21 protein-coding genes are annotated in these 25,002 nt (G+C 75.0%); 10 read left to right on the forward strand and 11 right to left on the reverse strand.

Going from position 1 to position 25,002, the window contains the following annotated elements:
- Positions 1-74 precede the first annotated feature (74 nt).
- Complete coding sequence (locus ACFY3U_RS05155; protein ID WP_387195954.1) at positions 75-1,859, reverse strand: RelA/SpoT family protein; 1,785 nt, start codon at positions 1,857-1,859, stop codon at positions 75-77.
- 128 nt (positions 1,860-1,987) lie between these two features.
- Positions 1,988-3,745 (reverse strand): DEDD exonuclease domain-containing protein, encoded by a 1,758-nt coding sequence (locus ACFY3U_RS05160; RefSeq protein WP_387195121.1) that lies wholly within the window; start codon positions 3,743-3,745, stop codon positions 1,988-1,990.
- A gap of 127 nt (positions 3,746-3,872) precedes the next feature.
- On the opposite strand from ACFY3U_RS05160, the gene ACFY3U_RS05165 reads away from it, so the two are divergent.
- Both ACFY3U_RS05165 and ACFY3U_RS05170 read left to right on the forward strand, forming a co-directional pair.
- Positions 3,873-5,366, forward strand: coding sequence for an NYN domain-containing protein (locus ACFY3U_RS05165; protein ID WP_387195124.1), 1,494 nt, complete (start codon positions 3,873-3,875; stop codon positions 5,364-5,366).
- Positions 5,367-5,561: 195 nt separating this feature from the next.
- A complete protein-coding gene (locus tag ACFY3U_RS05170; RefSeq protein WP_387195126.1) occupies positions 5,562-5,783 on the forward strand; it encodes a hypothetical protein in 222 nt (73 codons plus the stop codon).
- Between the two features lie 14 nt (positions 5,784-5,797).
- On the opposite strand, the gene ACFY3U_RS05175 is transcribed toward ACFY3U_RS05170, so the two are convergent.
- Both ACFY3U_RS05175 and ACFY3U_RS05180 read right to left on the reverse strand, forming a co-directional pair.
- Positions 5,798-6,643, reverse strand: a complete 846-nt coding sequence (locus ACFY3U_RS05175; RefSeq protein WP_387195129.1) for a DUF4097 domain-containing protein — start codon at positions 6,641-6,643, stop codon at positions 5,798-5,800.
- 32 nt (positions 6,644-6,675) lie between these two features.
- The gene (locus ACFY3U_RS05180) at positions 6,676-7,182 is read right to left on the reverse strand and encodes a hypothetical protein (RefSeq protein ID WP_387195132.1); all 507 of its coding nucleotides are present in this window, start codon (positions 7,180-7,182) and stop codon (positions 6,676-6,678) included.
- 206 nt (positions 7,183-7,388) lie between these two features.
- Here ACFY3U_RS05180 and ACFY3U_RS05185 point away from each other — a divergent pair, with 206 nt between their 5' ends.
- Both ACFY3U_RS05185 and ACFY3U_RS05190 read left to right on the forward strand, forming a co-directional pair.
- Entirely contained in the window at positions 7,389-8,648 is a 1,260-nt protein-coding gene (locus ACFY3U_RS05185; RefSeq protein ID WP_387195135.1) for a M48 family metallopeptidase, read from the forward strand.
- Entirely contained in the window at positions 8,645-9,769 is a 1,125-nt protein-coding gene (locus ACFY3U_RS05190; RefSeq protein WP_387195138.1) for a glycosyltransferase family 4 protein, read from the forward strand. Before ACFY3U_RS05185 ends, ACFY3U_RS05190 begins: the two co-directional genes overlap by 4 nt.
- 10 nt (positions 9,770-9,779) lie before the next feature.
- Here the strand turns inward: ACFY3U_RS05190 and ACFY3U_RS05195 are convergent, their stop codons facing one another.
- The 5 genes from ACFY3U_RS05195 to ACFY3U_RS05215 form a co-directional block, all read right to left on the reverse strand.
- Entirely contained in the window at positions 9,780-11,483 is a 1,704-nt protein-coding gene (locus ACFY3U_RS05195) for a putative bifunctional diguanylate cyclase/phosphodiesterase (RefSeq protein ID WP_387195957.1), read from the reverse strand.
- 79 nt (positions 11,484-11,562) lie between these two features.
- Entirely contained in the window at positions 11,563-12,375 is an 813-nt protein-coding gene (locus tag ACFY3U_RS05200) for an SAM-dependent methyltransferase (RefSeq protein ID WP_387195142.1), read from the reverse strand.
- A 229-nt stretch (positions 12,376-12,604) separates the two neighbouring features.
- Positions 12,605-13,273, reverse strand: a complete 669-nt coding sequence (locus ACFY3U_RS05205; RefSeq protein ID WP_387195145.1) for a response regulator — start codon at positions 13,271-13,273, stop codon at positions 12,605-12,607.
- A 7-nt stretch (positions 13,274-13,280) separates the two neighbouring features.
- Positions 13,281-14,972 (reverse strand): GAF domain-containing sensor histidine kinase, encoded by a 1,692-nt coding sequence (locus ACFY3U_RS05210; RefSeq protein WP_387195148.1) that lies wholly within the window; start codon positions 14,970-14,972, stop codon positions 13,281-13,283.
- Positions 14,973-14,986: 14 nt separating this feature from the next.
- The gene (locus ACFY3U_RS05215; RefSeq protein ID WP_387195151.1) at positions 14,987-16,786 is read right to left on the reverse strand and encodes an AMP-dependent synthetase/ligase; all 1,800 of its coding nucleotides are present in this window, start codon (positions 16,784-16,786) and stop codon (positions 14,987-14,989) included.
- A gap of 187 nt (positions 16,787-16,973) precedes the next feature.
- Between ACFY3U_RS05215 and ACFY3U_RS05220 the strand changes: the two genes are divergently transcribed.
- The 6 genes from ACFY3U_RS05220 to ACFY3U_RS05245 all read left to right on the forward strand — a co-directional run bounded on the left by ACFY3U_RS05220 (position 16,974) and on the right by ACFY3U_RS05245 (position 22,350).
- Positions 16,974-17,429, forward strand: a complete 456-nt coding sequence (locus ACFY3U_RS05220) for an SRPBCC family protein (protein ID WP_387195154.1) — start codon at positions 16,974-16,976, stop codon at positions 17,427-17,429.
- Positions 17,430-17,463: 34 nt separating this feature from the next.
- Entirely contained in the window at positions 17,464-18,177 is a 714-nt protein-coding gene (locus tag ACFY3U_RS05225; RefSeq protein WP_387195157.1) for a hypothetical protein, read from the forward strand.
- Positions 18,178-18,241: 64 nt separating this feature from the next.
- The gene (locus ACFY3U_RS05230; protein ID WP_387195160.1) at positions 18,242-19,198 is read left to right on the forward strand and encodes an ROK family glucokinase; all 957 of its coding nucleotides are present in this window, start codon (positions 18,242-18,244) and stop codon (positions 19,196-19,198) included.
- 71 nt (positions 19,199-19,269) lie between these two features.
- A complete protein-coding gene (locus ACFY3U_RS05235) occupies positions 19,270-19,956 on the forward strand; it encodes an endonuclease/exonuclease/phosphatase family protein (protein ID WP_387195960.1) in 687 nt (228 codons plus the stop codon).
- Positions 19,957-20,128: 172 nt separating this feature from the next.
- A complete protein-coding gene (locus ACFY3U_RS05240) occupies positions 20,129-21,538 on the forward strand; it encodes a flavin-containing monooxygenase (protein WP_387195163.1) in 1,410 nt (469 codons plus the stop codon).
- Complete coding sequence (locus ACFY3U_RS05245) at positions 21,535-22,350, forward strand: alpha/beta hydrolase (RefSeq protein WP_387195166.1); 816 nt, start codon at positions 21,535-21,537, stop codon at positions 22,348-22,350. The genes ACFY3U_RS05240 and ACFY3U_RS05245 overlap by 4 nt, the downstream gene beginning before the upstream one ends.
- Before the next feature lie 9 nt (positions 22,351-22,359).
- On the opposite strand, the gene ACFY3U_RS05250 is transcribed toward ACFY3U_RS05245, so the two are convergent.
- Positions 22,360-23,778 (reverse strand): trehalose-6-phosphate synthase, encoded by a 1,419-nt coding sequence (locus ACFY3U_RS05250; protein WP_387195169.1) that lies wholly within the window; start codon positions 23,776-23,778, stop codon positions 22,360-22,362.
- Positions 23,779-23,954: 176 nt separating this feature from the next.
- Positions 23,955-24,797 (reverse strand): DUF308 domain-containing protein, encoded by an 843-nt coding sequence (locus tag ACFY3U_RS05255; RefSeq protein ID WP_387195172.1) that lies wholly within the window; start codon positions 24,795-24,797, stop codon positions 23,955-23,957.
- Positions 24,798-25,002: the final 205 nt, after the last annotated feature.

A 25,002-nucleotide genomic window follows, 5' to 3' on the forward strand; every position in this document is an offset into this window, starting at 1 on the left:
CCCCAGGCTAGCCGTGCCGGGCCGGCCCCGGTGGGCGGGGCGACGGGTGACCCGGACGGATCGGCCCGGTCGGGTCACTGCCGGTGGTCGACCAGGTCGATGAGCTGGCGTACCACGGTGTCCGGTTCCAGGGCGCGGTCGAAGACCGCCACCAGCATGGTCTCCAGGTCGGGGTAGCCGAGCTCCTCGGACAGCCGCAGCAGCGGCAGGTCGCTGGCCAGCCCGCGGTCGTGCTTGCGCAGCGCCAGCCCGATGGTGGCCCGGCCGAGGCGTACCTTGTCGGCGATCGAGATGCCCGGCGAGGTGTGCTCGGCGAACCAGCGGTTGATCTGCATCTGGGCGTGCGGTGACTTGACGAAGCCGAGCCACTCCCGCCGGGGGCCGCGGGGCGCGGCGTCCGCCTCGAACCCGCTCTCCGCGTCGTTCTCGGTGAAGATCTCCACCACGTCGCCCTCGTCCAGCTCGGACGCCAGCGGCGCCAGCCGGCCGTTGATCCGGGCGGCGAGGCAGTGGTCGCCGCGCTCGGTGCCCAGCTCGTACGCCAGGTCCACCGGGGTGGCGCCGGCCGGGAGCACCACCTGCCGCCCGTCGGCGACCACCTGGATCTGCGCCTCGGCCAGGTCGCCGCGCAGCGAGCGGAGGAACTGGGCCGGGTCGGGGGCCTCCTGCTCCCAGTCCAGCACCCGGCGCAGCCAGGCCAGCTGGTCCCGGCGGGAGCCACCGGACGACCGCGGGAAGCGGAACTGCGCGGCGATGCCGTACTCGGCGCAGCGGTGCATCTCCTCGGTGCGGATGAGCACCTCCACCGTGCGCCCCTGCGGCCCGCAGACGCTGGTGTGCAGCGACCGGTAGAGGTTGTTCTTGGGGGAGGCGATGAAGTCCTTGAACCGGCCGGGCACCGGCCGCCAGAGCCCGTGCACCGCGCCGAGGGCGGCGTAGCAGTCGGTCTCCGGGCCGTCCACCACGATCGCGATCCGGGGCAGGTCGAAGGGGGCGGGGTGGCCGCCGGCGACGGTGTCCTTCCAGATCGAGTAGAGGTGCCGGGGGCGGGCGCCGACCTCGGCGTCCACCCGGTTGCGCCGCAGCGCCGCCTTGGCCCGGTCGACCACGTCGGCGAGGTAGCCGTCCCAGCCGGGCCGGTCGTGCACGTGCCGGGCGATCCGGGCGTGCTCGTCGGGCTCCAGGTGCAGCAGCACCACGTCGTCCAGCTCCCGCTTGAGGGTCTGGATGCCGAGCCGGTCGCAGAGCGGGACCAGCACCTCCTGGGTCTTGCGCGCGATCCGCTCGCGCGAGGCCGCGGACCGGACCCCGAGGGTACGCATGTTGTGCAGCCGGTCGGCCAGCTTGATGATCAGCACCCGGACGTCCTTGCCGGCCGCGATGATCATCTTGCGGATCGTCTCGGCCTCGGCGGCCTTGCCGTAGAACTCCTTGTCGAACTTGGTCACCCCGTCGACCAGGTGGGCCACCTCGGGGCCGAAGTCCTCGCTGAGCGCCTGGAGGGTGTAGCGGGTGTCCTCCACCGTGTCGTGCAGCAGGGCGGCGACCAGGGTGGTGGTGTCCATGCCCAGCTCGGCGCAGATCTCGGCGACCGCGAGCGGGTGGGTGATGTACGGCTCGCCGCTCTTGCGGAACTGACCGCGGTGCATGTTCTCGGCGATCGTGTACGCCCGGCGCAACACCGACGCGTCCGCGCTGGGGTGGATGCCGCGGTGGTTACGGACCAACGGCCCGACCGGTTCGCTGTCGGTGGTCGGCCAGCTGAGCAGGGAGCGCAACCGGCGGGACAGCGGCAGCTCCCCGGGCTGGGTCGGTAGCGCGCCCCCCAGGGCGGCGCCGTGTCCGGCGTCGACGTCCACGAAGGACACCTCCTCACCCCGGCTCCGCGGTCACCCTCGCGGTCAACCGGAAGCAGGCCCACGAAACGGGCAGGACTGCACTCCCCTGACAGCCTATGCGAGTCTCCGTGGTCCGATCGGACACTTGCTCATGAGCGTTCGGTTGAGAGTTGGTGGGATCCGCCGTGCTCGGCCTTCGCCAACAGGTCGCGGAACCGGCCCGCACCGGCCACCGGGGACGACCATCCGGAGGTCATCTCCACCAGCCGGGTCTCCGGCCGCTCCAACCAGGACAGGATCCGCTCGGTCTCCTCGGCCGAGGCCCGGGGCACCGGACCGTGGCCGGGTGGCACCGTCTCGGCGGTGGCCCGGATCGCGTTGATCGTCGGCCGGGGGTGCACCCCGGGCGGCGATACCCCGGCCCCGGCCAGCCGGCCGTGCCGGACCAGGGCCAGCTCCCAGCCGCCGCCGGGGGCACGCCGGGCGGCGGCCAGCTCGGCGATCCGGGTCAGCCCGGCCAACCGCTGCATGCGTACGGCCGCCCGCAGCACCGCGGCCAGCCGGGACCGGACCACCGCCGCCTCCTCGTAGCGCTGGGCCGCCGCCAGCGTGCCGATCCGGGCCAGCAGGGCGTCCACCACCACCTGCGGGTCGCTCGCCGTCGCGGTGCGGAACGGGGCGGCCGCACGGTCGTCGTACTCCTCCGGAGAGATCCGGTGCTCGCAGGGCGCCGGGCAGCGACCCAGCTCGGCCAGCGCGCAGGACGGCGTCACCGTGCGCAACGACAGCCGGTGGGTGCACTGGCGCAGCGGGACCGCGTCGTGGAAGCCGGCCGCGGCCAGCTCGGCGGCCTGTTTGGAGCGGAACGGGCCGAGGTAGGCGGTGTCTCCGGGGGCGAGGTTGCGCACCACCGACAACCGTGGGTACGGCCCGTCGGTCAGCTTCAGCCAGACCATCCGCTCGGGGAACTTAGACCGCCGGTTGTACGGCGGGGCGTGCGCGGCGATCAGCCGCAGCTCGCGGACCTCGGCCTCCAGCGGATGGGCGCACTCGACCGCCTCGACCCGCTCGGCCGCGGCCAGCATCTCGGACATCCGGGCCCGCTTCTCGGCGGCGGTGAAGTAGCTGCGCACCCGGGTGGCGATGTCACCGGACGTGCCGACGTAGAGCGGGCGGCCGTCGGCGGCGCGGAAGATGTAGACGCCGGGCGCCTTGGGCAGCCCCTCGGCGAGGTGCCGCTTGCGCCGCTGGGTGGGGGTGACCGCCCGGGTGAACTCGATCGCCTCGCCGATCGTGTCGACGCGGTGCCCGCCCAGTCGGCCGATCAGCCCGTGCAGCACGTCCACGGTGGCCCGGGCGTCGTCGAGCGCCCGGTGGGTGGGCTGGGTGGCGGTGCGGAAGTAGGCCGCGAGCGTGCCGAGCTTGCGGTTGGGCACCTCGTCGCGGGTGAGCACCCGGCGGGCCAGCGCGGCGGTGTCCAGCACCCGGGGATTGGGCCAGCGGTAGCCGTGCTTCGCGCAGGCGGCCTTGAGGAAGCCCACGTCGTAGGGGGCGTTGTGCGCCACCAGCACGGCGTCGGTGAGGAACTCCAGGAAGCTGGGCAGCACCTGCTCGATCGGCGGCGCCGGGACGAGCATGGCCTGGGTGATCCCGGTCAGCACGGTGATGAACGGCGGGATCGGCACGCCCGGGTTGACCAGGGTGCCCAGCACCCCCAGCTGCTCGCCGCCGCGCACCTTGACCGCACCGATCTCGGTGATCCCGCCGCCGTCGGGGGCCCCACCGGTGGTCTCCAGGTCGACCACCACGAAGGTCGTCGCGTGCAGCGGCAGCGCCGGGTCGACCCGACCGTCGGCCGGCGGATCCAGACCGGCCAACGACTGCTGGACGAACTCCCCTCGTGTCACGGCCGGCAGGTTAGCCGCCCGGTCCGACACTCCCCGCACACCGGCCCCACCGGTCACCCCGGCGCTAGGATGAGAGATCGGCTCACTCGCCCGGCAGTGGGCCCGCTCGCGGTGGGAGACTTGCCCCATGCCCCTCACCGAGCCGTACGACGACCACCTCCCCGAGGAGTCGTCCGACGCCGCGCTCTCCGGCGGCGTGGAGCCGGGTGCGGGGGCGCCCGAGCCGGAGCCGACACCGCCGGAGTCCGAGCCCGAGCCGACCCCCGCGGAGCCTGCGCCGACCGCCGCGGATTCCGCGCCGACAGCGGCCGAGCCCGAGCCGACGCTGCCCGAGCCGGTCCGCCAGCGGATCGTCGCGCTTACCGCGACGGTGCTGCCGGTGCTGCCGGCCGACGAGGTGCCGGTGCCGCTGCGCCGGGTGGCCAAGTTCGCCCCGAACCGGCGGGCCCGGCTGGGCGCGCCGGCGATCGCCGCCCAGCTCACCGCCGACCCACTGTTCCGGCAGCGGGTCACCGCGCGGGTCCTGGCCGACGCCGGCGACCTCGGCGCGGCCGTGGTCGACGGCACCGCGCCGGCCGCCGCCGATCCGGTCGAGGTGGCCGCGCTGGCCTACCTGGCCCGCCCGCGCGGCTGGCGCGAGCTGATCGACGCCAGCGGCGCCGCGGTGCGCGCCGAGGCGGACAGCGCGGTCGTCGCCGAGTTGGTCCGCGAGGCCGAGCAGCGGGCCACCCGGGCCGAGCACGACCGGGCGGTGGCCCGGGTCGAGGCGGACAAGCTCCGCGACGAGCTGGCCCGGGTCCGGGAGGAGCTGGGTCAGCTGCGCGAGGAGAACCGTCAGCTGGGCCGTACCCTGCGCGAGGTCCAGGCCCGCGAGCGCCGGGCCGCGGAGCTGCTGGCCACCGAGCGCGGCCGGGCCGCCCGGGCGACCGCCGACACCGACGCTGAGCTGCGCCGGGTCCGGGCCCGGCTGGCCGAGGCGGAGGCCGCGGCCGGGGTGGCCAGGGCCACCGCGAAGGAGGCCCGCTCGGTCGACGACGCCCGGCTCTGGCTGCTGCTGGAGACCATCGGGCAGGCCGCCGTCGGCCTGCGCCGGGAGCTGGCCCTGGACCCGGTGGAGAAGTTGCCGGCGGACTTCGTCGCGGACGCGTTCTCCGAGTCGCCGGCCAACCCGGCCGGTGGCGGCCCGGGCGCCCGGGCCCGGGACACCGACGACCCGGCCCGGCTGGACCAGCTGCTCGCCCTGCCCCGCGCGCACCTGGTGGTCGACGGCTACAACGTGACCAAGCGCGGCTTCGGTGAGATGTCGCTGGAGCAGCAGCGCAAACGCCTGATCACCGGCCTCGGCGGGATCGCCGCGCAGACCGGTGACGAGGTGACCGTGGTCTTCGACGGCGCCGAGCGGATGCACGGGCTGCCGCCGGCGCCGCGCGGGGTGCGGGTGCTGTTCTCGCGCAAGGGCGAGACGGCCGACGAGCTGATCCGGCGCCTGGTCCGGGCCGAACCGCCCGGCCGCCCGGTGGTGGTGGTCTCCTCCGACCGGGAGGTCGCCGACGGGGTACGCCGGCACGGCGCGTACCCGCTGGGGGCGGACTCGCTGCTGCGCCGGCTGGCCCGCTCCTGACGTTCGTACGGCGAGGGGCGGACGGCAGCCGTCGCCCTCGCGGCGAGGCGTGGACGGCGGCCGTCGTTCGGGCCGTGTTGATCACCGTTGTCCGATTGTGTCGTACCCGATGACTAGTGTCCGACCTGACCGACGGTGGCCGGGTGGTGACGAGGATGCCAACCCCGCTGCCCGACTCCGTCCGCAGGAGGCACGATGCTGATCGAGTGCGACCGCTGTGACATCCGCGGCGCGGGCTGCGCCGAGTGTCTGGTGACCGCTCTGTTCGACGTGGACTCGCCGACGGCCGGCCTGGGCGCGGCCGAGGCCCGGGCGATCGAGGTGTTCGCCCGGGCCGGCTTCGAGGTGGAGGTGCTGCCGCCGTCCGACCCCGCCGTCTCCCCCCGTGCGGGGCGGCGGGGTCGGACGGCGGCCTGAGCGCGCCGGCTCGGTCAGCTGCGCCGGACGACGATGTCGCCGTACGCGGTGCGGGCCCGGACCTCGACGGTCCGGTCGCCGGCGGTCGGGGCGTCCGACGGGGCGATCTCGTTGCGCACCGTGCCGAACTGGGTGTGCAGGTCCAGCCAGGCGGCGGCGCCGGGGCGGATGCCGACCTCCAACCGGCCCATCGCGGTCTTCATCGACACGGCGCCGCCGGACACCTCGCCGAGACGGATGTCGCCGTTGGCGGTCGCGGCGGTGACCCCGGCGCCGGCCCGGTCGACGACGATGTGGCCGTTCGCGGCGTTGATCCGCAGGTCGCCGGCGACGACGCCGACGAAGCTGTCGCCGTTGGAGTTCTTGATGACGGCGGCGCCGTCCACCTCGCCGATCCGGATCCGGCCCGAGTCGGTGCTCACCTCGGCGCGCCCGGCGACGGCGGCCACCTCGACCGCGCCGACCGACGTGGACGCCTCGAGCGGGCCGGTCCGGTCGACCTCGAGGTCGCCGGCCGAGGTCTTCAGCCGGCACTCGTCGAGCCGGCCGGCGCAGCGGAAGGCCCCGACCGAGGCGGTGCCGCGTACGGAGGAGCCGGTCGGCAGGTCGACGGTGACGTCGACGGAGCCGGGCTTGCCGAACATGCCGAGCACCTTCTGGCGCGGCGCGCGGATCAGCAGCCGGCCGTCCGCGTACTCGACCCGGGTCTGCTCGGCGGCCCGGACGTCCGCCTCGGCGGCCGGGTCGGTGGGGCGTACCTCGACGACGGTGGTGTCGCGGTCGGCGGCGGTGATCCGGACGTCGCCGACGACGACCTCGATGGTGGTCTCGACCGGTCCGGGGGTGTTGAAGGTGGGCACGGTGTTCCTCCTCGGGGAAAGGGTGGGGATGGTCATCGGACCCAGCCGGTGAAGTGCTGGGCGCTGCGCGGGGCCAGGGTGGTGGGCCGGGTGGGGGAGCCGGACTGGACGGCGGCGGTGACGGCCCGCACCAGCCAGGCGTTGACCGAGAGGCCGTCCCGGTTGGCCGCCTCCTCCACCCGACCCTTGAGCTGGTCGGGCAGGCGGAGGCTGATCCGGGAGACGGGGCCGTCTTCGGCCTCGGGAGCCGTCACCGGGACGTCCGCCGGCTCGGTGGTGTCGGGCTGCGGTTCGGCGGGTGGTGGTGTCACCACGAAGTAGGGCTCCCGGCCGCGCAGCCGGACCTCGACCGAGCCGGGGGCCAGGTCGCGGGTGATCTCGGCGGCGGCGCCGGAGAGCGCCTCCAGCAGGGCGAGCCGGAACGCCGACTCCATCGGCCCGGTGAGCCGACCGGCGAGGCTGCGGGCGTCGGCACCGCCGAGTTCGGCGGCGTCGACCAGCTCCCGTCGGAGGCTTTCGACGTACGAGTTCAAATCCATGACGTCATAGTGGCACCATCATGACGTCATGGCAAGAGGATATGGCCTCTCGGTGGCGTCAAATGACGCCAAGGCGATGTCAGTTGACGCCCGCCTCCCCTCGACCCGACCGGTCGGGCGGGCAATAGGATGGGCGGCCACGGCAGGAGGAGCGGCATGACGCGGGTACGGCGTGATGGCGGCGGCCCGGCGGGCGAGGTGCCGGCGTGAGCCCGCGCGGCTGGGCGCTGCTGACGCTGGCCGCCCTGGTGCTGGCGCTGGTGGTGGCCGGCGCGCTGCTGGTGCCCTGGCACCGCCCGCCCGCGCCCCGGGCCGACCAGCTCGCCGCGCTGCGTGACCTCCCCGTTGACCAGGTGACCCGGGGGCGGGAACTCCACGCCGCGCTGCGTCCCGGGTCGTACGGCGGGCTGGCCGCCGGGCTGCTGGTGGCGCTGCTGCTCGGGCTCACCCCGCTGGGCGCGCGCCTGGTCGAGCTGGCCGGCCGCCCGTTCGGCGGCCACTGGATCGCCCGCGCGGTACTCGGCGGGCTCGCCGTTATCCTCGTCGCCGACCTGCTCACCCTGCCGTTCGCGGCCTGGCGGCAGTCCGTGCTCACCCGGTACGGGCTGAGCACCCACGGTTGGAGCGGCTGGGCCGTCGACCTGCTCAAGTCGTACGCGGTCAGCGCGGTGATCGGGGCGGTCGCGCTGCTCGGCTTCTACGCCGTCACCCGGCTCGCCCCGCGCTGGTGGTGGGCGTTCGGCGCGGCCGGCGCGGCCGGCCTGGTGGTGCTGCTCTCCTTCGTGCTGCCGGTGCTGGTGGAGCCGGTGTTCAACCGGTTCACCCCGATGGAGGCCGGCCCGCTGCGCACCGAGCTGACCAGCCTGGCCGCCCGGGACGGGGTGCCCGTCCGCGACGTGCTGGTCGCCGACGCGTCCCGCCGCACCCGGGCGGTCAACGCGTACGTCTCCGGGCTCGGCCCGACCCGCCGGGTGGTCGTCTACGACACCCTGCTGCGCGAGGCCACCCCGGCCGAGGTGACCAGCGTGGTCGCCCACGAGCTGGGCCACGCCAAGGACCGGGACGTCTGGACCGGCACGCTGACCGGTGCGTTGGGCGCCGCCGCGGCCGTGGTCGCGCTCTACCTGATCGGCTCGTGGACGCCGCTGCTGCGCCAGGCCGGGGTCGACCAGATCGCCGAACCGCGCGCGTTCCCGCTGCTGATCGCCCTGGTCACGGTGGCCGGGCTGGTCGCCACCCCGGTCCAGGCGCTGGTCTCCCGCCGGGTCGAAGCGCGCGCCGACGCGCACGCCCTGGCGCTGACCGCCGACCCGGCCACCTTCGAGGCGATGCAGCGCCGGCTGGCCGGGGTCAACCTGGCCGACCCGGATCCGCCCCGCGCCGAGTACCTCTGGTCGGCCTCGCACCCGTCCACCGTGGAGCGGATGGCCGCCGCCCGCTTCTTCGCCCGGAAGGCCGGCCGATGAGCCGTACGCTGCTGATCACCAACGACTTCCCGCCGCGACCCGGCGGCATCCAGTCCTTCGTGCACAACCTGGCGGTGCGCCAGCCCACCGGCTCGGTGGTGGTCTACGCGTCCAGCTGGCCCGGTGCGGCCAAGTTCGACGCCGACCAGCCGTTCCCGGTGATCCGGGAGCGGACCCGGGTGCTGCTGCCCACCCCGCTGATCGCCCGCCGGGCCGCCCGGCTCGCCCGCGAGCACGACTGCGACACCGTCTGGTTCGGCGCCGCCGCCCCGCTCGGGCTGCTCGCCGCCGGGCTGCGCCGCCGGGCCGGCGTCCGCCGGGCGGTCGCGCTCACCCACGGCCATGAGGTCGGCTGGGCCGCGCTGCCCGCCGCCCGGTCCGCGCTGCGCCGGATCGGCCGGGGTACGGACGTGGTCACCTACCTCGGCGACTACACCCGGGTACGGCTGGAACGCGCGCTGCACGGCGTCACCGAGCTGCGCCGGCTCGCCCCCGGGGTGGACGTCGACACCTACCACCCGTCCGTCGACGGGGAGCCGGTCCGGGTCCGGCTCGGGCTGGCCGACCGGCCGGTGGTGGTCTGCGTGTCCCGGCTGGTTCCCCGCAAGGGGCAGGACATGCTGATCCGGGCCCTGCCGGAGATCCGCCGCCGGGTGTCGGACGCGGCGCTGCTGGTGGTCGGCGGCGGGCCGTACCGGGCGACGCTGGAGAAGCTGGCCCGGCAGGTCGGGGTGGAGCGGGACGTGGTCTTCACCGGCTCGGTGCCGTCGGCCGAGCTGCCCGCCCACTACGCGGCCGGCGACGTCTACGCGATGCCCTGCCGGACCCGCAACCGCGGCCTGGACGTGGAGGGGCTCGGCATCGTCTACCTGGAGGCGTCGGCCACCGGCCTGCCCGTGGTGGCCGGCGACTCCGGCGGCGCGCCGGACGCGGTCCGCGAGGGGGAGACCGGTTACGTGGTGGGCGGTCGGGACGTCGCCGCCCTCGCCGACCGGGTGGCCACCCTGCTCGCCGACCGGGACCTGGCCCGCCAGCTCGGCGCGGCCGGTCGGGCCTGGGTGGAGCGGGAGTGGCGCTGGGAGACCCAGGCGCACCGGATGGCCGCGCTGCTCGCCGGCTGATCCCCGGGGCTCAGGGCCGGTTGCCGCCGTCGCCGCCGGTGCCGACGAGCGTGGGCACCCGGCCCGGCAGCCGGTCCGCCGGCCCCGGGCGGCCGAAGTGCCAGCCCTGGCCGGTGTCGCAGCCGATCGCCCGCAGCCGGTCGGCCTGCCCGGCGGTCTCCACCCCCTCGGCGGTGACGGTCAGGTCCAGCGCGTGGGCCAGCGAGACCAGCGAGGCGAGGATCCGCTCGTCGGTGCGGCCGGCCGGCTCGGTGGCCGGCGCGCGCAGCCCGGTGACGAACTCGCCGGCCACCTTCAGCTCGGTCACCGGCAGGTCCCGCAGGTACGCCAGGTTGCAGTAGCCGGTGCCGAAGTCGTCGATGGCGATCCGCACCCCGAGGTCGGCCAGGATCCGCAGCGCGCGCACCGGCTCCTCGGCGGTGCTCATCATGGTGCTCTCGGTGATCTCCAGCTGCAGCCGCTCGGGTGGCAGGCCGGTGCGGCGCAGCAGCTCGCGTACCTCGGCGACCAGCTCCGGCCGGTGCACCTGGCGGACGGCGAGGTTGACGCTGACGAACGGCGCCGGGCCGGCGGCCGACCAGGTGGACGCCTCCCGGCACGCCTCGGCCAGCACCCAGCTCCCGAGCCGGACGATCAGCCCGGTCTCCTCGGCCAGCCCGATGAACGTGTCCGGGCGCAGCAGGCCGAGCTCGGGGTGGCGCCACCGCACCAGCGCCTCCACCCCGACCAGCGTGCCGTCGCGCAGCGAGGTCAGCGGCTGGTAGTCCAGAAAGAACTCGCCCCGGTCGATGGCGGTGGGGATGGCCGCGGAGAGGGCGTACCGGGCCAGGTCGGCGCGGTGCCGCTCGGGGTCGAAGATGGACCAGCGCGCGCCGCCGGCCGCCTTCGCCCAGTGCAGGGTGCTGTCCGCCGCCCGCATCAGCTCGCCCGGCGTGGTGCCGGCGACCGGACGCTCCACGATGCCGATGCTGGCCGACACGGTCAGCTCGTGCCCGTGCACCAGAGCCGGCTCGCCGACCGCGGTCAGCGCCGCCTCGGCGACCCGGACCGCGTCGTCGGCACGGGCCGTACGCTCCACCAGCACGACGAACTCATCTCCGCCCAACCGGGCGACCAGGTGCTCGCCGAGCGCCCGGCGCAACCGTTGGGCGACCGCCACCAGCAGGGCGTCGCCGACCTGGTGACCGAGCGAGTCGTTGACCACCTTGAACCGGTCGAGGTCGAGGAAGCAGACGGCGACCCGGTCCGCGCCCCCGCCCGGCTCGGCGATGGCCGCGCTCAGCCGCTCGGTGAACAGGGCCCGGTTGGGCAGGCCGGTCAGCGGGTCGTGGGTGGCCTGGTGCCGGAAGCGGGACTCGCTGTCGCGCAACGCCCGCTCGGCCTGGGCCCGGGCCATCATCGCCGCCCGGCGGATCGACTCCTGCTCGTCCAGGGTGCGGTCGCGCAGCGCGCGGGCGTACCCGGTGGTGACGGTGGCCAGCAGCCGGGCCATCCGGTCGGTCACGTCGTCGGCGACCAGCCCGAGATCCCGGACCAGGCGCAGCTGGATCACCTCCACCGTGCGGCCCAGCCCCTCCGCCGAGGCGATGTGCGCGGCGACCAGCTCGGCGCCGACCTGGAGGCCGACCCGGTGGTCGAACGGCTCGGCCAGCAGCGCCCCGGCCAGCCGCTCGGTGAGCCGCTGCAGCAGCGCCTCCAGCTGCGCCTGGGTCATCGGCAGGTAGCTGGTGCCGGAGACCGCCTTGGCCCAGGCCCGGGCGAACGTGCCGGGGCAGGACGTCACCGTCCGCTGCTCACCCACCGAGGCGTCCGACGCCGCCCATGAAGACCGCCTGCTCGGCGTCCTCCGCGCTCTCCGGTGTCTCCGGGCGCCACTGTGGCACCCACACCACGCCCGGGTCGAGCAGCTCGAAGCCGGCGAAGAAGTCGGTCAGCTCGTCCCGGCCGCGGATCCACAGCGGATTGTCGGTACGCCGGTAGACCCGCTCCGCCTCGGCCCGCTCCCCGGTGCCGTCGCGGCTCTCGTCGCTGGCCTGGGACAGCACCAGGTAGCTGCCCGGCGCCAGCGCGGCGCGGATCGTCCGCAGGATCTCCTCCGGACGGTCGGCGGGCGGGATGAAGTGCAGCACCGCCACGATCAGCACGGCGACCGGCTGGGAGAAGTCGAGCAGCCCGGTGACCTCGGGATGGCCGAGGATCGCCTCCGGCCGGCGGAAGTCCTCCTGGAGCACGATGGCGCGCGGGTTGCCGGCCAGGATCTCCCGGCTGTGCGCCACCGCCACCGGGTCGACGTCCACGTAGACCACCCGGGAGTCCGGCGCGGCCCGCTGGGCGATCTCGTGCACGTTGCCGACGGTGGGGATGCCGGAGCCGATGTCCAGGAACTGGCGCACCCCGGCGTCGACCAGGTGCTGCACCACCCGCCGCATGAAGGCCCGGTTCGCCTGGGCCATCAGCGGGGCGTCCGGCACCGCCTCCACCATGGCCCGCGCCGCCGACCGGTCCGCGGCGAAGTTGTGCGAGCCGCCCAGGTAGTAGTCGTACATCCGGGCGACGCTGGGGCGCTCGATGTCGATCTCCTCGGGTGCCCAGTCCGGCCGTCGCATGCCCACCCCTTGTCGACAGACGCGAGAATCGGCGCCCCGCGGGGCGCACCCGGGTATTCTGCCCGTCCGCCGTCGGAGTGCAAAGACCGCGGTCGTTACGCGCACCGCCCGCACACCGGCCACGCCGCTGGGTGACCGGCCGGAGCGGACCGTACGACGCCGGAGCGCCGGACGGCACGAGGACCCGGGTCCGACGGGCGGACGCGGGCCCTCGCGGAGGTCCGGTGGGTCAGAACTTCGGCGCGTCCGGCGCCTCGAGCAGGCCGAGCCGCAGCGCGGTCATCAGCGCCTGCGCCCGGTTGGCGGCGCCCAGCTTCTCGTAGAGCTTCGAGATGTGCGTCTTCGCGGTGGACTCGCTGACGAACAGCTGCTTGGCGATGCCGGCCACGCTCATGCCGTCGGCGAGCAGCCGCAGCACCTGCCCCTCGCGGGGGGACAGCTGCGGGCCGGACGGCGCCAGCCGACGCTTCATCGCCTCGGCCAGGTCGGCCGCGGTGAACGCGCTGGGGGAGGAGGCGGCGTGCCGGGCGGCGGCGACCACCTCGTCGGCCGGCGCGGTCTTCGGCACGAACGCACTGGCCCCGGCCTCCAGGGCGCCGAAGAGCTGGTCGTCGCCCGCGTACATGGTGAGCACCACGATGCCCATGGTGGCGCTCGACTTGCGCAGCGCGCGGGTGGCCTCGAGGCCGCTGCCGTCGGGCAGCCGCAGATCCATGATCACGACGTCCGGCTGCAGCGCGCCCGCCTGGCGTACGCCCTCCGAAGCCGTCGCGGCCTCGCCGACGACCTCGAACTGCCGGTCGCGCTCGAAGGCGTGCCGAAGCCCCTTGCGGATCAGGTCGTGATCGTCGACAAGGAGGACCTTGGTACGGGTGGCCGGTGTCGGGCTTGTGGTCATCCTCGGGTTACTCCCCTTCTGCTGCTGCGCTGCCACGCAGGTTATCGCGCCGGGGCGACGATCCCACCACCACCGCCACGGTCGTACCGCTGGGTCGCCGCGGCCTGATCTCCAACCGGCCCCGGATACGTTCCGCCCTCTCGGCCATGATCGCAAGACCGTAGTGCCCGTCGGGGCGCTGGTCACCGATGCCGTGACCGTCATCCGACACTTCGATCTGCGCGTACGGCGGGTCCACCTCACAGGTGACCCACAGATTCGAGGCGCCGGCGTGCTTGCGCGCGTTGGTGACCGCCTCCTGGGCGATCCGCAGCAGCTCCGCCTCGGTGGCCGCGGGCAGCCGCGCGGTCGACTCGTCCAGCGACAGGTGCACCCGCAGGCCGCCCGAGGCGCCGACGGTCCGGGCGTACTCGGCGATCGCGGCGGCCAGCCCGCCGTGCCGGTCCACCTCGCTGCGCAGCTCGAACAGGCTCAGTCGCAGCTCGGTGATCACCCGGGTGACCTCGCCGCGCAGGGTGCGCAGCGCCTCGGCGGTCTCCTTCGGATCCTCGTCGACGTACGCCAGCGCGTTGTCGATGCCGTAGCCGACCATCACCAACTCCTGGGCGACCCCGTCGTGGATCTCCCGGGCCAGCCGTTGCCGCTCCTCGTTGGTGGCCAGCGAGCGCACCTCGTCGAAGAGCAGTGCCGCCTCCAGCCGCAGCGCGGCCGGGCCGGTCAGCGCGGTCACCCGGGCGGTCACCGGCGCCGGGTACGCCTGCGCGGCGTCCGCCTCCAGCACCACCAGCCCGATCGTCCGGACGCCGGCGACCAGCGGCACGATCAGCGCCGAGACGTCGCCGCCGCGGTGCGAGCGGGCCTGCGAGCGGGCGGCGGTCTGCGGTTGCTGGCTGGCCCACGCGTCGGCGATCGCCGAGTCGGCGTCCAGCGTCGTCTCCCAGTCGACCCGGTCCACCCCGACCTGGGCGAGCACCACCAGCCGACCGCCGCCGCTGGCGGAGAGCACCGCGGCCCGGGTGCTGGGCGCGACGGTGCGCAGCTCCTCCAGCAGGTGCTCGGCGATGCCGCCCGGGTCGAGGGTGGCGCCGGGCAGTTGCCGGGCCACCGTCCGCAGCTGGGTCAGCAGCCGGGTGGCCTCGGCGTACGGCTGGGGTTTGCCGGCGTCCCGGACCCGCATCACCCGGTGCAGGGTGCCGGCGGTGTAGAGGCCGAGCCCGGCCAGGATCAGCCACTGCGCGCAGACCGCGAGGTAGCCCGGCTGGCCGAGCTGCCGGCCGCCGTCGACCGGGGTGAACGCGCCGGCCACCAGCAGGGTGGCCGCGGCCACTCCGAGCAGCGCGGCGCCCTCCCGGAAGTGTCGACGCAGCGCGGTCACCGTGACCGGCACCGCCAGGTACGGCAGCACCGCCGAGGCGCCCAGCCCGGCGACGGTGCCGCCGATGGTCGACCCGGCGGCGACCTGGCTGGCGGCCAGCCCGAGCACCACCACCTCGGCGAAGCGGCCGAGCGGGCCGAGCAGCCGGTGCTGCGGGGCGAGCACCGCCGGCAGCCCGGCGACCCCCAGTAGGGCGATCCACCACAGCTGGGCGGGGTCGCGGGTGGCGACCAGGGTCAGGACGGCGACCAGCGCCAGCATCAGCGCGCGGGAGGCGGCGGCGAGGGGGTGCGTCCGGGGCGGGCGGGGCGTCGAGGCGGGCACGTGACGGATCGTAGTCAGCCGCGGTAGATCTCGGCGATCTCCGCCGCGTACGTCTTGTGCACGACCTGCCGCTTGACCTTGAGCGACGGGGTCAGCTCGCCGGTCGCCTCGGTGAAGTCCCGGGGCAGGATCCGGAACACCTTGATCGCCTCGGCCTTGGAGACCGCCAGGTTGGCCTGGTCGATCGCGCCCTGGACCTCGGCCCGCAGGCGCTCGTCGTCGCGCAGCTGCTCGACCGTGGTGTCCGCGGGCAGGCCGTGCCCGGCCAGCCACTGCGGCAGCGCCTCCTCGTCCACGGTGACCAGCGCGGCGATGAACGGCTGCCGGTCGCCGACCACCACGCACTGGCTGATCAGCGGGTGCGACCGGACCTGGTCCTCCAGCACGGCCGGCGCGACGTTCTTGCCGCCGGCCGTCACGATGATCTCCTTCTTCCGGCCGGTGATGCTGAGGAAGCCGTCCTCGTCGAGCCGGCCCAGGTCGCCGGTGCGGAACCAGCCGTCGGTGAGCGCCTCGGCGGTCGCCGACTCGTTCTTCCAGTACCCCTCAAAGACCAGGTCGCCGGCGACCAGGATCTCGCCGTCGTCGTCGATCCGGACGGTCACCCCGGGCAGCGGCTTGCCGACGGTGCCGATCCGGGTGGCGGTGGGCAGGTTCGCCGCGGCCGCGGGGGAGGTCTCGGTCAGGCCGTACCCCTCGTAGATGGTCACCCCGACGCCCCGGAAGAAGTGCCCGAGCCGGGCGCCGAGCGGCGCGCCGCCGGAGATCGCGTCGCGGCAGCGACCGCCGAGCGCGGCCCGCAGCTTCCCGTAGACCAACCGGTCGAACAGGGCGTGCTGGGCGCGCAGGGCCAGGCCCGGCCCGCCCGGGGTCTCCAGCGCCTCGCTCCAGGCCACGGCGACCTTCTCGGCCCGGTCGAAGATCTTCCCCTTGCCGTCCGCCTCGGCCTTCTGCCGGGCGCCGTTGTAGACCTTCTCGAAGACCCGGGGCACGGAGAGCACGAAGGTCGGCCGGAACCGCTGCAGCTCACCGACCAGGTCCTTGGTGTCGGCGCAGTGCGACATGGTGGCCCGGGCCTGCACCACGCCGATCTGGATCAGCCGGGCGAAGGCGTGCGCCAGCGGCAGGAACAGCAGTGTCGTCGCCCCGGCGGAGAAGAGGTTCGGCAGCACCGGCACCGCGTTGGCGATGTCGGCGTACATGTTCCGGTGGGTGAGCACGCAGCCCTTGGGGCGGCCGGTGGTGCCGCTGGTGTAGATGATCGTGGCGACGTCGGCGGCGCGGACCGTCTTGCGGCGGCGCTCGATCTCGACCGGATCGACCGGGTCGCCGGCGGCGACCAGCTCGTCCACCCCGCCCAGCTCGATCTGCCACACCTCGCGCAGCTCGGGCAGCCGGTCCCGCACGCCGGCGACCAGGGTGGCGTGCGCGGTGGACTCGACCACGACCGCCACCGCGCCGGAGTCGGCGAGGATCCAGGCGGCCTGCTCGGCGCTGGAGGTCTCGTAGATCGGCACGGTCACCGCGCCGGCGGCCCAGATCGCGTAGTCGAGCAGGGTCCACTCGTACCGGGTGCGGCTCATCAGCGCGACCCGGTCGCCGGGGGAGATGCCGGCGGCGACCAGCCCGCGGGCGACCGCGACCACATCGTCGCGGAACTGCCGGCAGGTCACGTCCGTCGCGGCGCCGCCGTCGGTGGCCGGCCGGACGAACTGCACCGCGTCCGGGGCGGCCTCGGCGTTGGCCCAGACCGGGTCGGTCAGGTTGGCCGCGTCGCCGACGGTGACGATCGGCGGAACGGAGAACTCGCGCACCTGCACTCCCTCGTGCTCGCACTGGCCGGGCCGGCCGCCACGGCGGGTCGGCTCTGGTCGCAACCTACCCGCACACCCAGGTCGGTGCGGTAGGGAGGTTGCCCGGCCGGTGCCGGCGCGAGCCCGGAGGCGGCGCGGCCGGGGGTGGAGCGGGGCGGGTGGCGGCCCGGCCGGGTAGCCTCCCCCCATGGCGGACTCCTCCACCCAGTCGATCATCATCGGCGCGTCACCGGAGCGGGTGGCGGCGGTCATCTGCGACTTCCCGCGCTACCCGGAGTGGACCGACGCGGTGCAGGGCGCGGAGGTGGTCGAGGAGTACGAGGACGGCTACGCCAGCCAGGTCCGGTTCACCATCGACGCCGGCGTGATGGCCGACGAGTACGTGCTGGCGTACGAGTACGCCGAGGACCTGTCCCGGATCGAGTGGCATCTGGTGGCGCCCTCGAAGATGCAGCGGTCCCAGCGCGGCTCGTACGACATCACCGGCAACCCGGACGGCACGTCGACGGTGGTCTACACCCTGGAGGTCGAGCTCTCCGTCGGGATGCTCGGCATGTTCCGCCGCAAGGCCGAGAAGATGATCATGGATACGGCGTTGAAGCAGCTGAAGCGCCGGGTAGAAGCACCCGGTGCGGCGCACTGACGCGACGGCGTCCGGCACGGTGAAGGAGCCGACCATGGGTGGTACGCAACCGGGCTCCGCCAGGCCGGGTCCCGGCCCCGGGCCGCACGACGACGCGTCCGGGCCGGGTTCCGCCCGCGAGGAGGCGGAGCGGCTGGTCGCCACCGTGCTCGCCGCCGCCACCTCCCGGGGCGCCGGGTCGTGGGGTCCGCTCGCTGGGATCGTCTCGGGTGTGCTCGGTCACAGCGCCGGGCCGTCCCGCCCCTCGGGGGGAAACGCGACCGGCGGGGGATTCGCCACCGGCTCACCGGAATGCTGCGTGTGCCCGGTCTGTCGGGGTATCGCGGCGTTGCGCGACCCGAGTCCGGAATTCGCCGAGCGGCTGGCCACCGGCGCGGGCGATCTGGCCGCCGGTGTCGCCAGCCTGCTGCGCGCGTTCGGCTCCGAAGGCACCCCGGGCGCGCCGGACGAACGGCCCGCCGGGCCCGCCGCGCCCACCGGCGGGCGGCCCGCCGCCGGCCCCGACCCGGACCACGTGTGGCGCGAGGCCACCCGTACCGGGCATGATTCTGCGTCGGCGCCGGATCGGGACGTCTGGTCCGCCGCCACCCGGGCGGAGGACGCGGTCGTGCCGGCCGCCGCCGCCCCGCCCGTCGACGACGCCGGGCCGGCGCCGTCGGCCCACCGGTCGGCGGCCGACCGCCCTGCGGTGCCCGCCTCGCGTGTGCCGGACGGCACGGGCGGGGAAGCACCGGGCGACAGGGCCTGAACCACCGGACATCCCGCCATCGCACGGCCGGTTCGGCCGATGTCGGGCAGCACAGCAGAGGGGAGTGGCAGCGGTGACGCTGACCATCGGAGTCGACGTCGGTGGCACGAAGGTGGCCGGTGGTGTCGTGGACGACACCGGAAAGGTTCTCGTGCAGACCCGGCGGGACACCCCCGCGGACGACGTGGCCAAGACCCGCGACGTGATCATCGAGGTGGTCACCGAGCTGGCCGGGTCGCACCCGGTCGAGGCGGTCGGCATCGGCGCGGCCGGCTGGATCGACGCCTCCCGCTCCACCGTGCTGTTCGCCCCCAACCTCGCCTGGCGGGACGAGCCGCTGCGCGAGTACGTGAGCAACGCGACCGGCCTGCCGGTGATCGTGGAGAACGACGGCAACGTGGCGGCCTGGGCCGAGTTCCGGTACGGCGCGGCCCGCGAGGCGGACGACTCGATGGTCATGTTCACCATCGGCACCGGCGTCGGCGGCGGCATCGTGCTCGGCGGCGAGCTGCTGCGCGGCGCCAACGGCATCGCCGCCGAGCTGGGGCACATGCTCACCGTGCCGGACGGCCACCAGTGCGGCTGCGGTCGGCTGGGCTGCATCGAGCAGTACGCCAGCGGCAGCGCCCTGGTCCGGTTCGCCCGCGCCGGCGCCCGCCAGGAACCGCACCGGGCCGAGGCGCTGCTGGAGCTGGCCGGCGGTGAGGCCGAGGCGATCACCGGGCCGATGGTGACCGCCGCCGCGCAGGGCGGCGACCCGATCTCCGCCGAGGCGTTCGCCCAGATCGGCCGCTGGCTCGGCACCAGCCTCGCCGACATGGCGCAGATCCTCGACCCCCAGGTGCTGGTGGTCGGCGGTGGCGTGGTGGAGGCCGGCGACCTGCTGCTCGGCCCGACCCGGCGCTCGTTCACCGACGCGCTGGCCCAGCGCAGCCGGCTGCCGGTCGCCGAGATCCGCCCCGCGGAGCTGGGCAACACCGCCGGCGTGATCGGCGCCGCCGACCTCGCGCTGCGGCGGTGACCGTGCCCGGTCCCGGCGCCGCCCCGACCGGCGCCGGGCTGCCCGCGAGCGGGCCGGCCGCCGCGGCGGGCGTGCCGCTGCGGGTGATCTCGTACAACGTGCACAGCCAGCGGGACGACACCGCCGCGCTGGCCGAGGTGGTCCGCGCGGCCGCGCCCGACGTGGTGATCGTCCAGGAGGCGCCGCGCCGGTTCCGGTGGCGGCAGAAGTCGGCCACGCTGGCCGAATCGTTCGGGCTGGTGGTGGCCGCCGGCGGCCTGCCCTCGCTGGGCAACCTGCTGCTGACCAGCCTGCGGGTGCGGGTCCGCGACACGCGCTGCCAGCGCTTCCCGCTGACCCCGGGCCGGCACCTGCGCGGGGCGGCGTACGCGCACTGCCAGGTCGGCGGCGCGCGGTTCCTGCTGGCCGGTTCGCATCTGGCCACCGACCCGGCCGAGCGGCCCGGCCAGGCGGCGCTGGTCAAGCGGGAGCTGTCCGGCGCCACCGTGCCGGTGGTGTTCGGCGCGGACCTCAACGAGGGCCCGGACGGCTCGGCCTGGCGTACCCTCGCCGACGGGTTGACCGACGCGGCCGTGGCGGCCGGTGCGGACGACCGGAACACCTTCTCCTGCGCCGACCCGCGCCGGCGGATCGACGCGGTCCTGGTGGACCCGCGGATCCGGGTGGTCGACTACGACGTGGTGGACACCCCGCTGACCCGGCGCGCCAGCGACCACTTCCCGGTCCTGGTGGACCTGCTGCTGCCGGCTTCCGGCTGACCCGACAGCCCCCGGACCGGCGGCCGAGGCCTCCGGTCCGGCGTCGGCGACCCCCTGGCGGGCCCGCGCCCGGCGTCCGCGGGGCCCGGGCCAGCGGGACTGGACAACGGCCACCGACGGCGGGAAGGATGCCCGTCGGACCGGCATTCGTGCCGCAGTAAGGAGATTTCCGGTGTCCCCCTCCACCGCGCACGACCGGCCCGATCCGGAGACCAGCACGCTCGCCCTGACCCGGGACGGTCGCCCGATCTCCGACCGGGGCGACACGGTCTGCGTGATCGGCGCCGGGGCCAGCGGGCTGGCCGCCGTCAAGAACCTCACCGAGCACGGCTTCGGGGTGGACTGCTACGAGCGCGAGACGGGCGTCGGCGGCGCCTGGAACTGGCGGCACGACCGCAGCCCGGTGTACGCCAGCACGCACCTCATCTCGTCCCGGCCGTTCACCCAGTTCCCCGACTTCCCGATGCCGGACTCCTGGCCGGACTACCCGCACCACAGCCAGCTGCTGTCCTACTTCGAGCGGTACGCCGACCACTTCGACCTGCGCCGGCACGTCTGGTTCGGCACCGAGGTGGTCCGAGCCGAGCCGGTCGACGGCGACCGCTGGGACGTCACCACCCGCAGCACCGGCGGGTACGGCCCGGAGCGCACCTCCCGGTACGCCGCCGTGGTGGTCGCCAACGGGCACAACTGGTCGCCGAAGCTGCCGGCCTACGAGGGGCTGGAGGAGTTCCGCGGCGAGGTGATGCACGCGTCGTCCTACAAGGACCCGGCGCAGCTGCGCGGCAAGCGGGTGCTGGTGGTCGGCGCCGGCAACACCGGGTGCGACATCGCGGTGGAGGCCGCCCAGCAGGCGTCCCGCTGCTGGCACTCCACCCGCCGCGGCTACTGGTACGCCCCGAAGTACGTCCTCGGTCGCCCGGCCGACCAGGTGAACGACACGTTGCTGGCGCTGCGGGTGCCGCTGCGGATCCGGCAGTGGCTCTACCACTGGACGCTGCGGCTGACCGTCGGCGACCTGACCCGGTTCGGCCTGCCCAAGCCGGACCACCGGGTCTACGAGACGCACCCGATCGCCAACAGTCAGCTGGTCTACTACGTCGGCCACGGCGAGATCACCCCGGTGCCGGACGTGGCCCGCTTCCACGCCGGCGGGGTCACCCTCACCGACGGCCGGGAGATCGATCCGGAGCTGGTCGTCTTCGCCACCGGCTACCTGCCGCGCTTCGAGTTCCTCGACCCGGCGGTCCTGGGTGACGCCGAGGCCGTCGGCCGGCCCCGGCTGTGGCTCAACGCGTTCGTTCCCGGGCACCCGACCCTGGCGGTGGCCGGCCTGGTGCAGCCCGACTCCGGCATCTTCACCCTGTCGCACTGGCAGACGGTGCTCTTCGCCCGGCTGCTCCTGCTGCGGCTGAGCCACCCGGACCGGGCCGCGGCGTTCGCGGCCAGGGTGACGGCCGGCGCGGGCGAGCGGTACTCGCCGAAGGTCAAGGACAGCAGCCGGCACTGGTTCGAGGTGGGTCACGCCGACTACCTGCGCGCCGTCGAACGCGCCCTCGACGACCTGGAGAAAAGCGCATGAGCGAGCGGACCCGGGTGATGCGGGGGCGGGAGTGGGCGCGGCCGGTGCGGCCGGTCCGGCGCGAGGTGCTGGGCGCCGCGCCGGAGCTGGACGAGGGCCGGCCGCCGCTGCTGTTCGTGCCGGGCTTCGGGCACGGCGCGTGGGCGTTCGCCGAGCACTGGCTGGAGCACGCCGCCTCGCGCGGCTTCCCGGCCTATGCGGTGAGCCTGCGCGGGCACGGCGGCAGCGCGCCGGCACCGGACGCGACGCTGCGGGCGTACACCCATGACGTGGTGCAGGTGGCGGCGGGCCTGCCGCGGCGGGCGGTGCTGGTGGGGCACGGCGCCGGGGCGCTGGTGGTGACGCACGCGCTGGCCCGCTACCCGGCGCGGGCCGCGGCGCTGGTCGCGCCGGTGCTGGGTGGCTGGTCGTCGGCCGGCGCGGCGCTGCGGCACAACCCGGCCGGTACGCTGCCCGCGCTCTTCGGCGGGGCGCTGCGGTTGAACCGCCGGCAGCTGTTCAGCCGGGAGCTGCCCGACGCGGACGCCCGGCGGCACGTCGCCCGGCTGGGCCGGGCCGGGCGGCGTGCGCAGTGGCAGCTGCTGGCCGGCCGGGAGGCCGAACCGCCGGTGGGCCGGCCGCCGGTGCTGGTGCTGGGCAGCCCGGACGACCGGGTGGTCCCGCCGGCCGCGCTGACCCGGGCCGCCCGCCGGTACGCCGCGGCGCCGCTGCTCTTTCCCGGCATGGGGCACGACGTGATGCTCGACGCCCGCTGGCGGGAGCCGATCGACGCGGTCCTGGACTGGCTGGCCAAGGACCCGCAGCGGGTGTGACCCGGCCGGTCAGCCGGTGCTGCCCAGCCGGGTGACCAGCGCGCCGGACTCGTCCAGCGCGCTCAGGTAGGACCGGGCCCAGGCCCGGATGTCGTGCCGGTGCAGGTGCGCGCGCATCGCCCGCATCCGGTCCCGGCCGTCGTCCGGGCCGGCCCGCAGCGCGGCCAGCAACCCCTGCTTGAGGCCGTCGAGGTCGTGCGGGTTGACCAGGTACGCCTGCTCCAGCTCGGCGGCCGCGCCGGCGAACTCGCTCAACAGCAGGGCGCCGGTGTCGTCCACCCGGGCGGCGACGTACTCCTTGGCGACCAGGTTCATCCCGTCCCGCAGCGGGGTGACCGCCATCACGTCCGCCACCCGGTAGAGGGCGGCCAGCTCGGCGCGGTCGAACGGCTGGCTGAGGTAGTGGATCGCCGGCTCGCCGACCCGGCCGAACTCGCCGTTGATCCGGCCTACCTCGCGCTCGATCCGCTCCCGCAGGATCTGGTACTGGCCGACCCGCTCCCGGCTCGGCATCGCGACCTGCACCAGCACCGTGTCCCGGACCTTGACGTCGCCGCTGGCCAGCAGCTCGCTGTACGCCTTGAGTCGCTGCTCGATGCCCTTGGTGTAGTCCATCCGGTCGACGCTGAGGATCACCTGCGCCGGGTCGCCGAGATCCCGCCGCAGCCGCTGGGCGCGCGCGGTGACGTCCGGCCGGCCGGCCAGCGCGGCCATCTCGGCGGTGTCGATCGAGACCGGGTACGCCCCGACCCGCACCACCCGGTCGCCCACCCCGATCCGCCGGTCGGTGGCGGGCAGGTCGAACACCTTGGCGACCAGTTGGGCGAAGTTGTGCGCGGCCTGGGCCCGCTGGAACCCGATCAGGTCGGCGCCCAGCATGCCGCGCAGCAGCTCGGCGCGGCGGGGCAGCTGCATGAACAGCTCGGGCGGCGGGAAGGGCACGTGCAGGAAGAAGCCGATCCGCAGGTCGGGGCGCAGCTCGCGGAGCAGCCCGGGCACCAGTTGCAGGTGGTAGTCCTGCACCCAGACCACCGCGCCCCGCTCGGCCACCGCCGCGGTGGCCTCGGCGAACCGCTGGTTGACCCGCTGGTACGCCTCCCACCAGCGGCGGTGGTACTCCGGCTGCTCCACCGCGTCGTGGTAGAGCGGCCACAGGGTGGCGTTGGCGAACCCCTCGTAGTGGTCGCGCAGGTCCTCGGCGGTGAGCGCGACGGAGTGCATCCGCACCCCGTCGACGTCGGGCAGGGCCGGGGCGGGGCCGGTGCCGCCGGCCCAGCCCACCCAGGTGGCCGGGGTGTGCCGCAGCAGCGGGTGCAGCGCGCTGACCAGCCCGCCGGGGCTGCGGCGCCACTCGCAGGCGCCCTCGGGGGCGACGCTGTCGTCGATGGGCAGGCGGTTGGCCACCAGCACCAGGGAGCTCTGTCGCATCTCGGGCATTCCGATCTGCAGCGGACCACCGGCGCGGGGGAGGAACAGCCGGGCGGTCGGAAGGGAAGTGACGTACGGCGATATTCCTACTGACCGTAAGTTACACCACTGTTACGCCGCTGACGGGGGTGGGTCGGTCCCGCGATACGGACGGTGACGCCGACCCCCGCAACGGGTCAGACCACCGCGCCGTCGTCCGGGTCGTGGTCGTCCTCGTCGCCGGGGCGCAGCCGCCAGATCAGCGTGACGAAGCCGGCCAGGATGCCGGTGAAGCCGAGCAGGGTCACCACCGACGGGTCGACCGGCAGCAGCGCCGGGTTGAGGAAGAGCACGAAGCCGACCACGATGCCGAGCACGCCGACCGCCGCGTACTTCGAGATCCGCGGCAGCGGCGGGGGCGGTGGCGGGGTGTAGCCCTCGTCCGCGCCGTCGGGCAGATCGGCGCCGAAGGTGTCCAGCCCGTCCAGCAGCGACGGCTCCTCCGGCCGGGCCCGGCCGATCGAGATGCCGGAGACGTCCGCCGCGTACGGCAGCCGGCGCACGTCGGTGGCGGTCGGCCCGGCGGGCTCCTCGCCGCGCCCGGCGGTCGGGCCGCCGGCCGCGCCGGGCTGCTGGTCGGGGTCGTCGTCGACGTCCTCCGCGTCCGGCCAGGGGTGGCTGCCGGCCGACGGGGCGGTGTGGAAGGCGGCCACGATCCGTTCCCACTCGGCGTCCACGTCGGGCTGGTCCCGGGGCGGCTCGGGGGTCGCCTCGTCGGCGAGCTGGGTGAGGTAGTCGCGAGCGGTGGTCAGGTGCGACCGGTCCACGTACAACCGGTCGACCGGACGGGCGGGCACGGTGGTGGTCCGGGTGATCGGGTTGAGGTCGGCCGACGGCTGGAGGTACGCGGCGATGCCGCCGGCGGCCAGCACGTCCAGCAGGTGCTCACCGACGCGCGGGTCGACGTCGCCCGCGATCGCGTACTCGTTCGCGTCGAGCCCGTTGTCCCGCCGCCCCCGGCGGGCCCCACCCGCTGACACCGGACATCCTCCTCCGCGCACCTCGCGGTGCGGTTGTGTCGGCGCCCCGTACGCCGTGCCCTGAATCGTGACACGTCCGAGCCCGGTTCCGGGAGTGCGTTGTGGCGTGCCGCTCCCTGTTCGTGCTCGCCGCGGGGGCGATCCCGGCCGCCGGCGAGCCGTCCGCCGGGCGTGCCGGGCCCCGCGGGTGTCCGCCCGGCCGGCC

The sequence above is a fragment of the Micromonospora sp. NPDC000089 genome (assembly GCF_042899365.1).
GTDB lineage: Bacteria > Actinomycetota > Actinomycetes > Mycobacteriales > Micromonosporaceae > Micromonospora.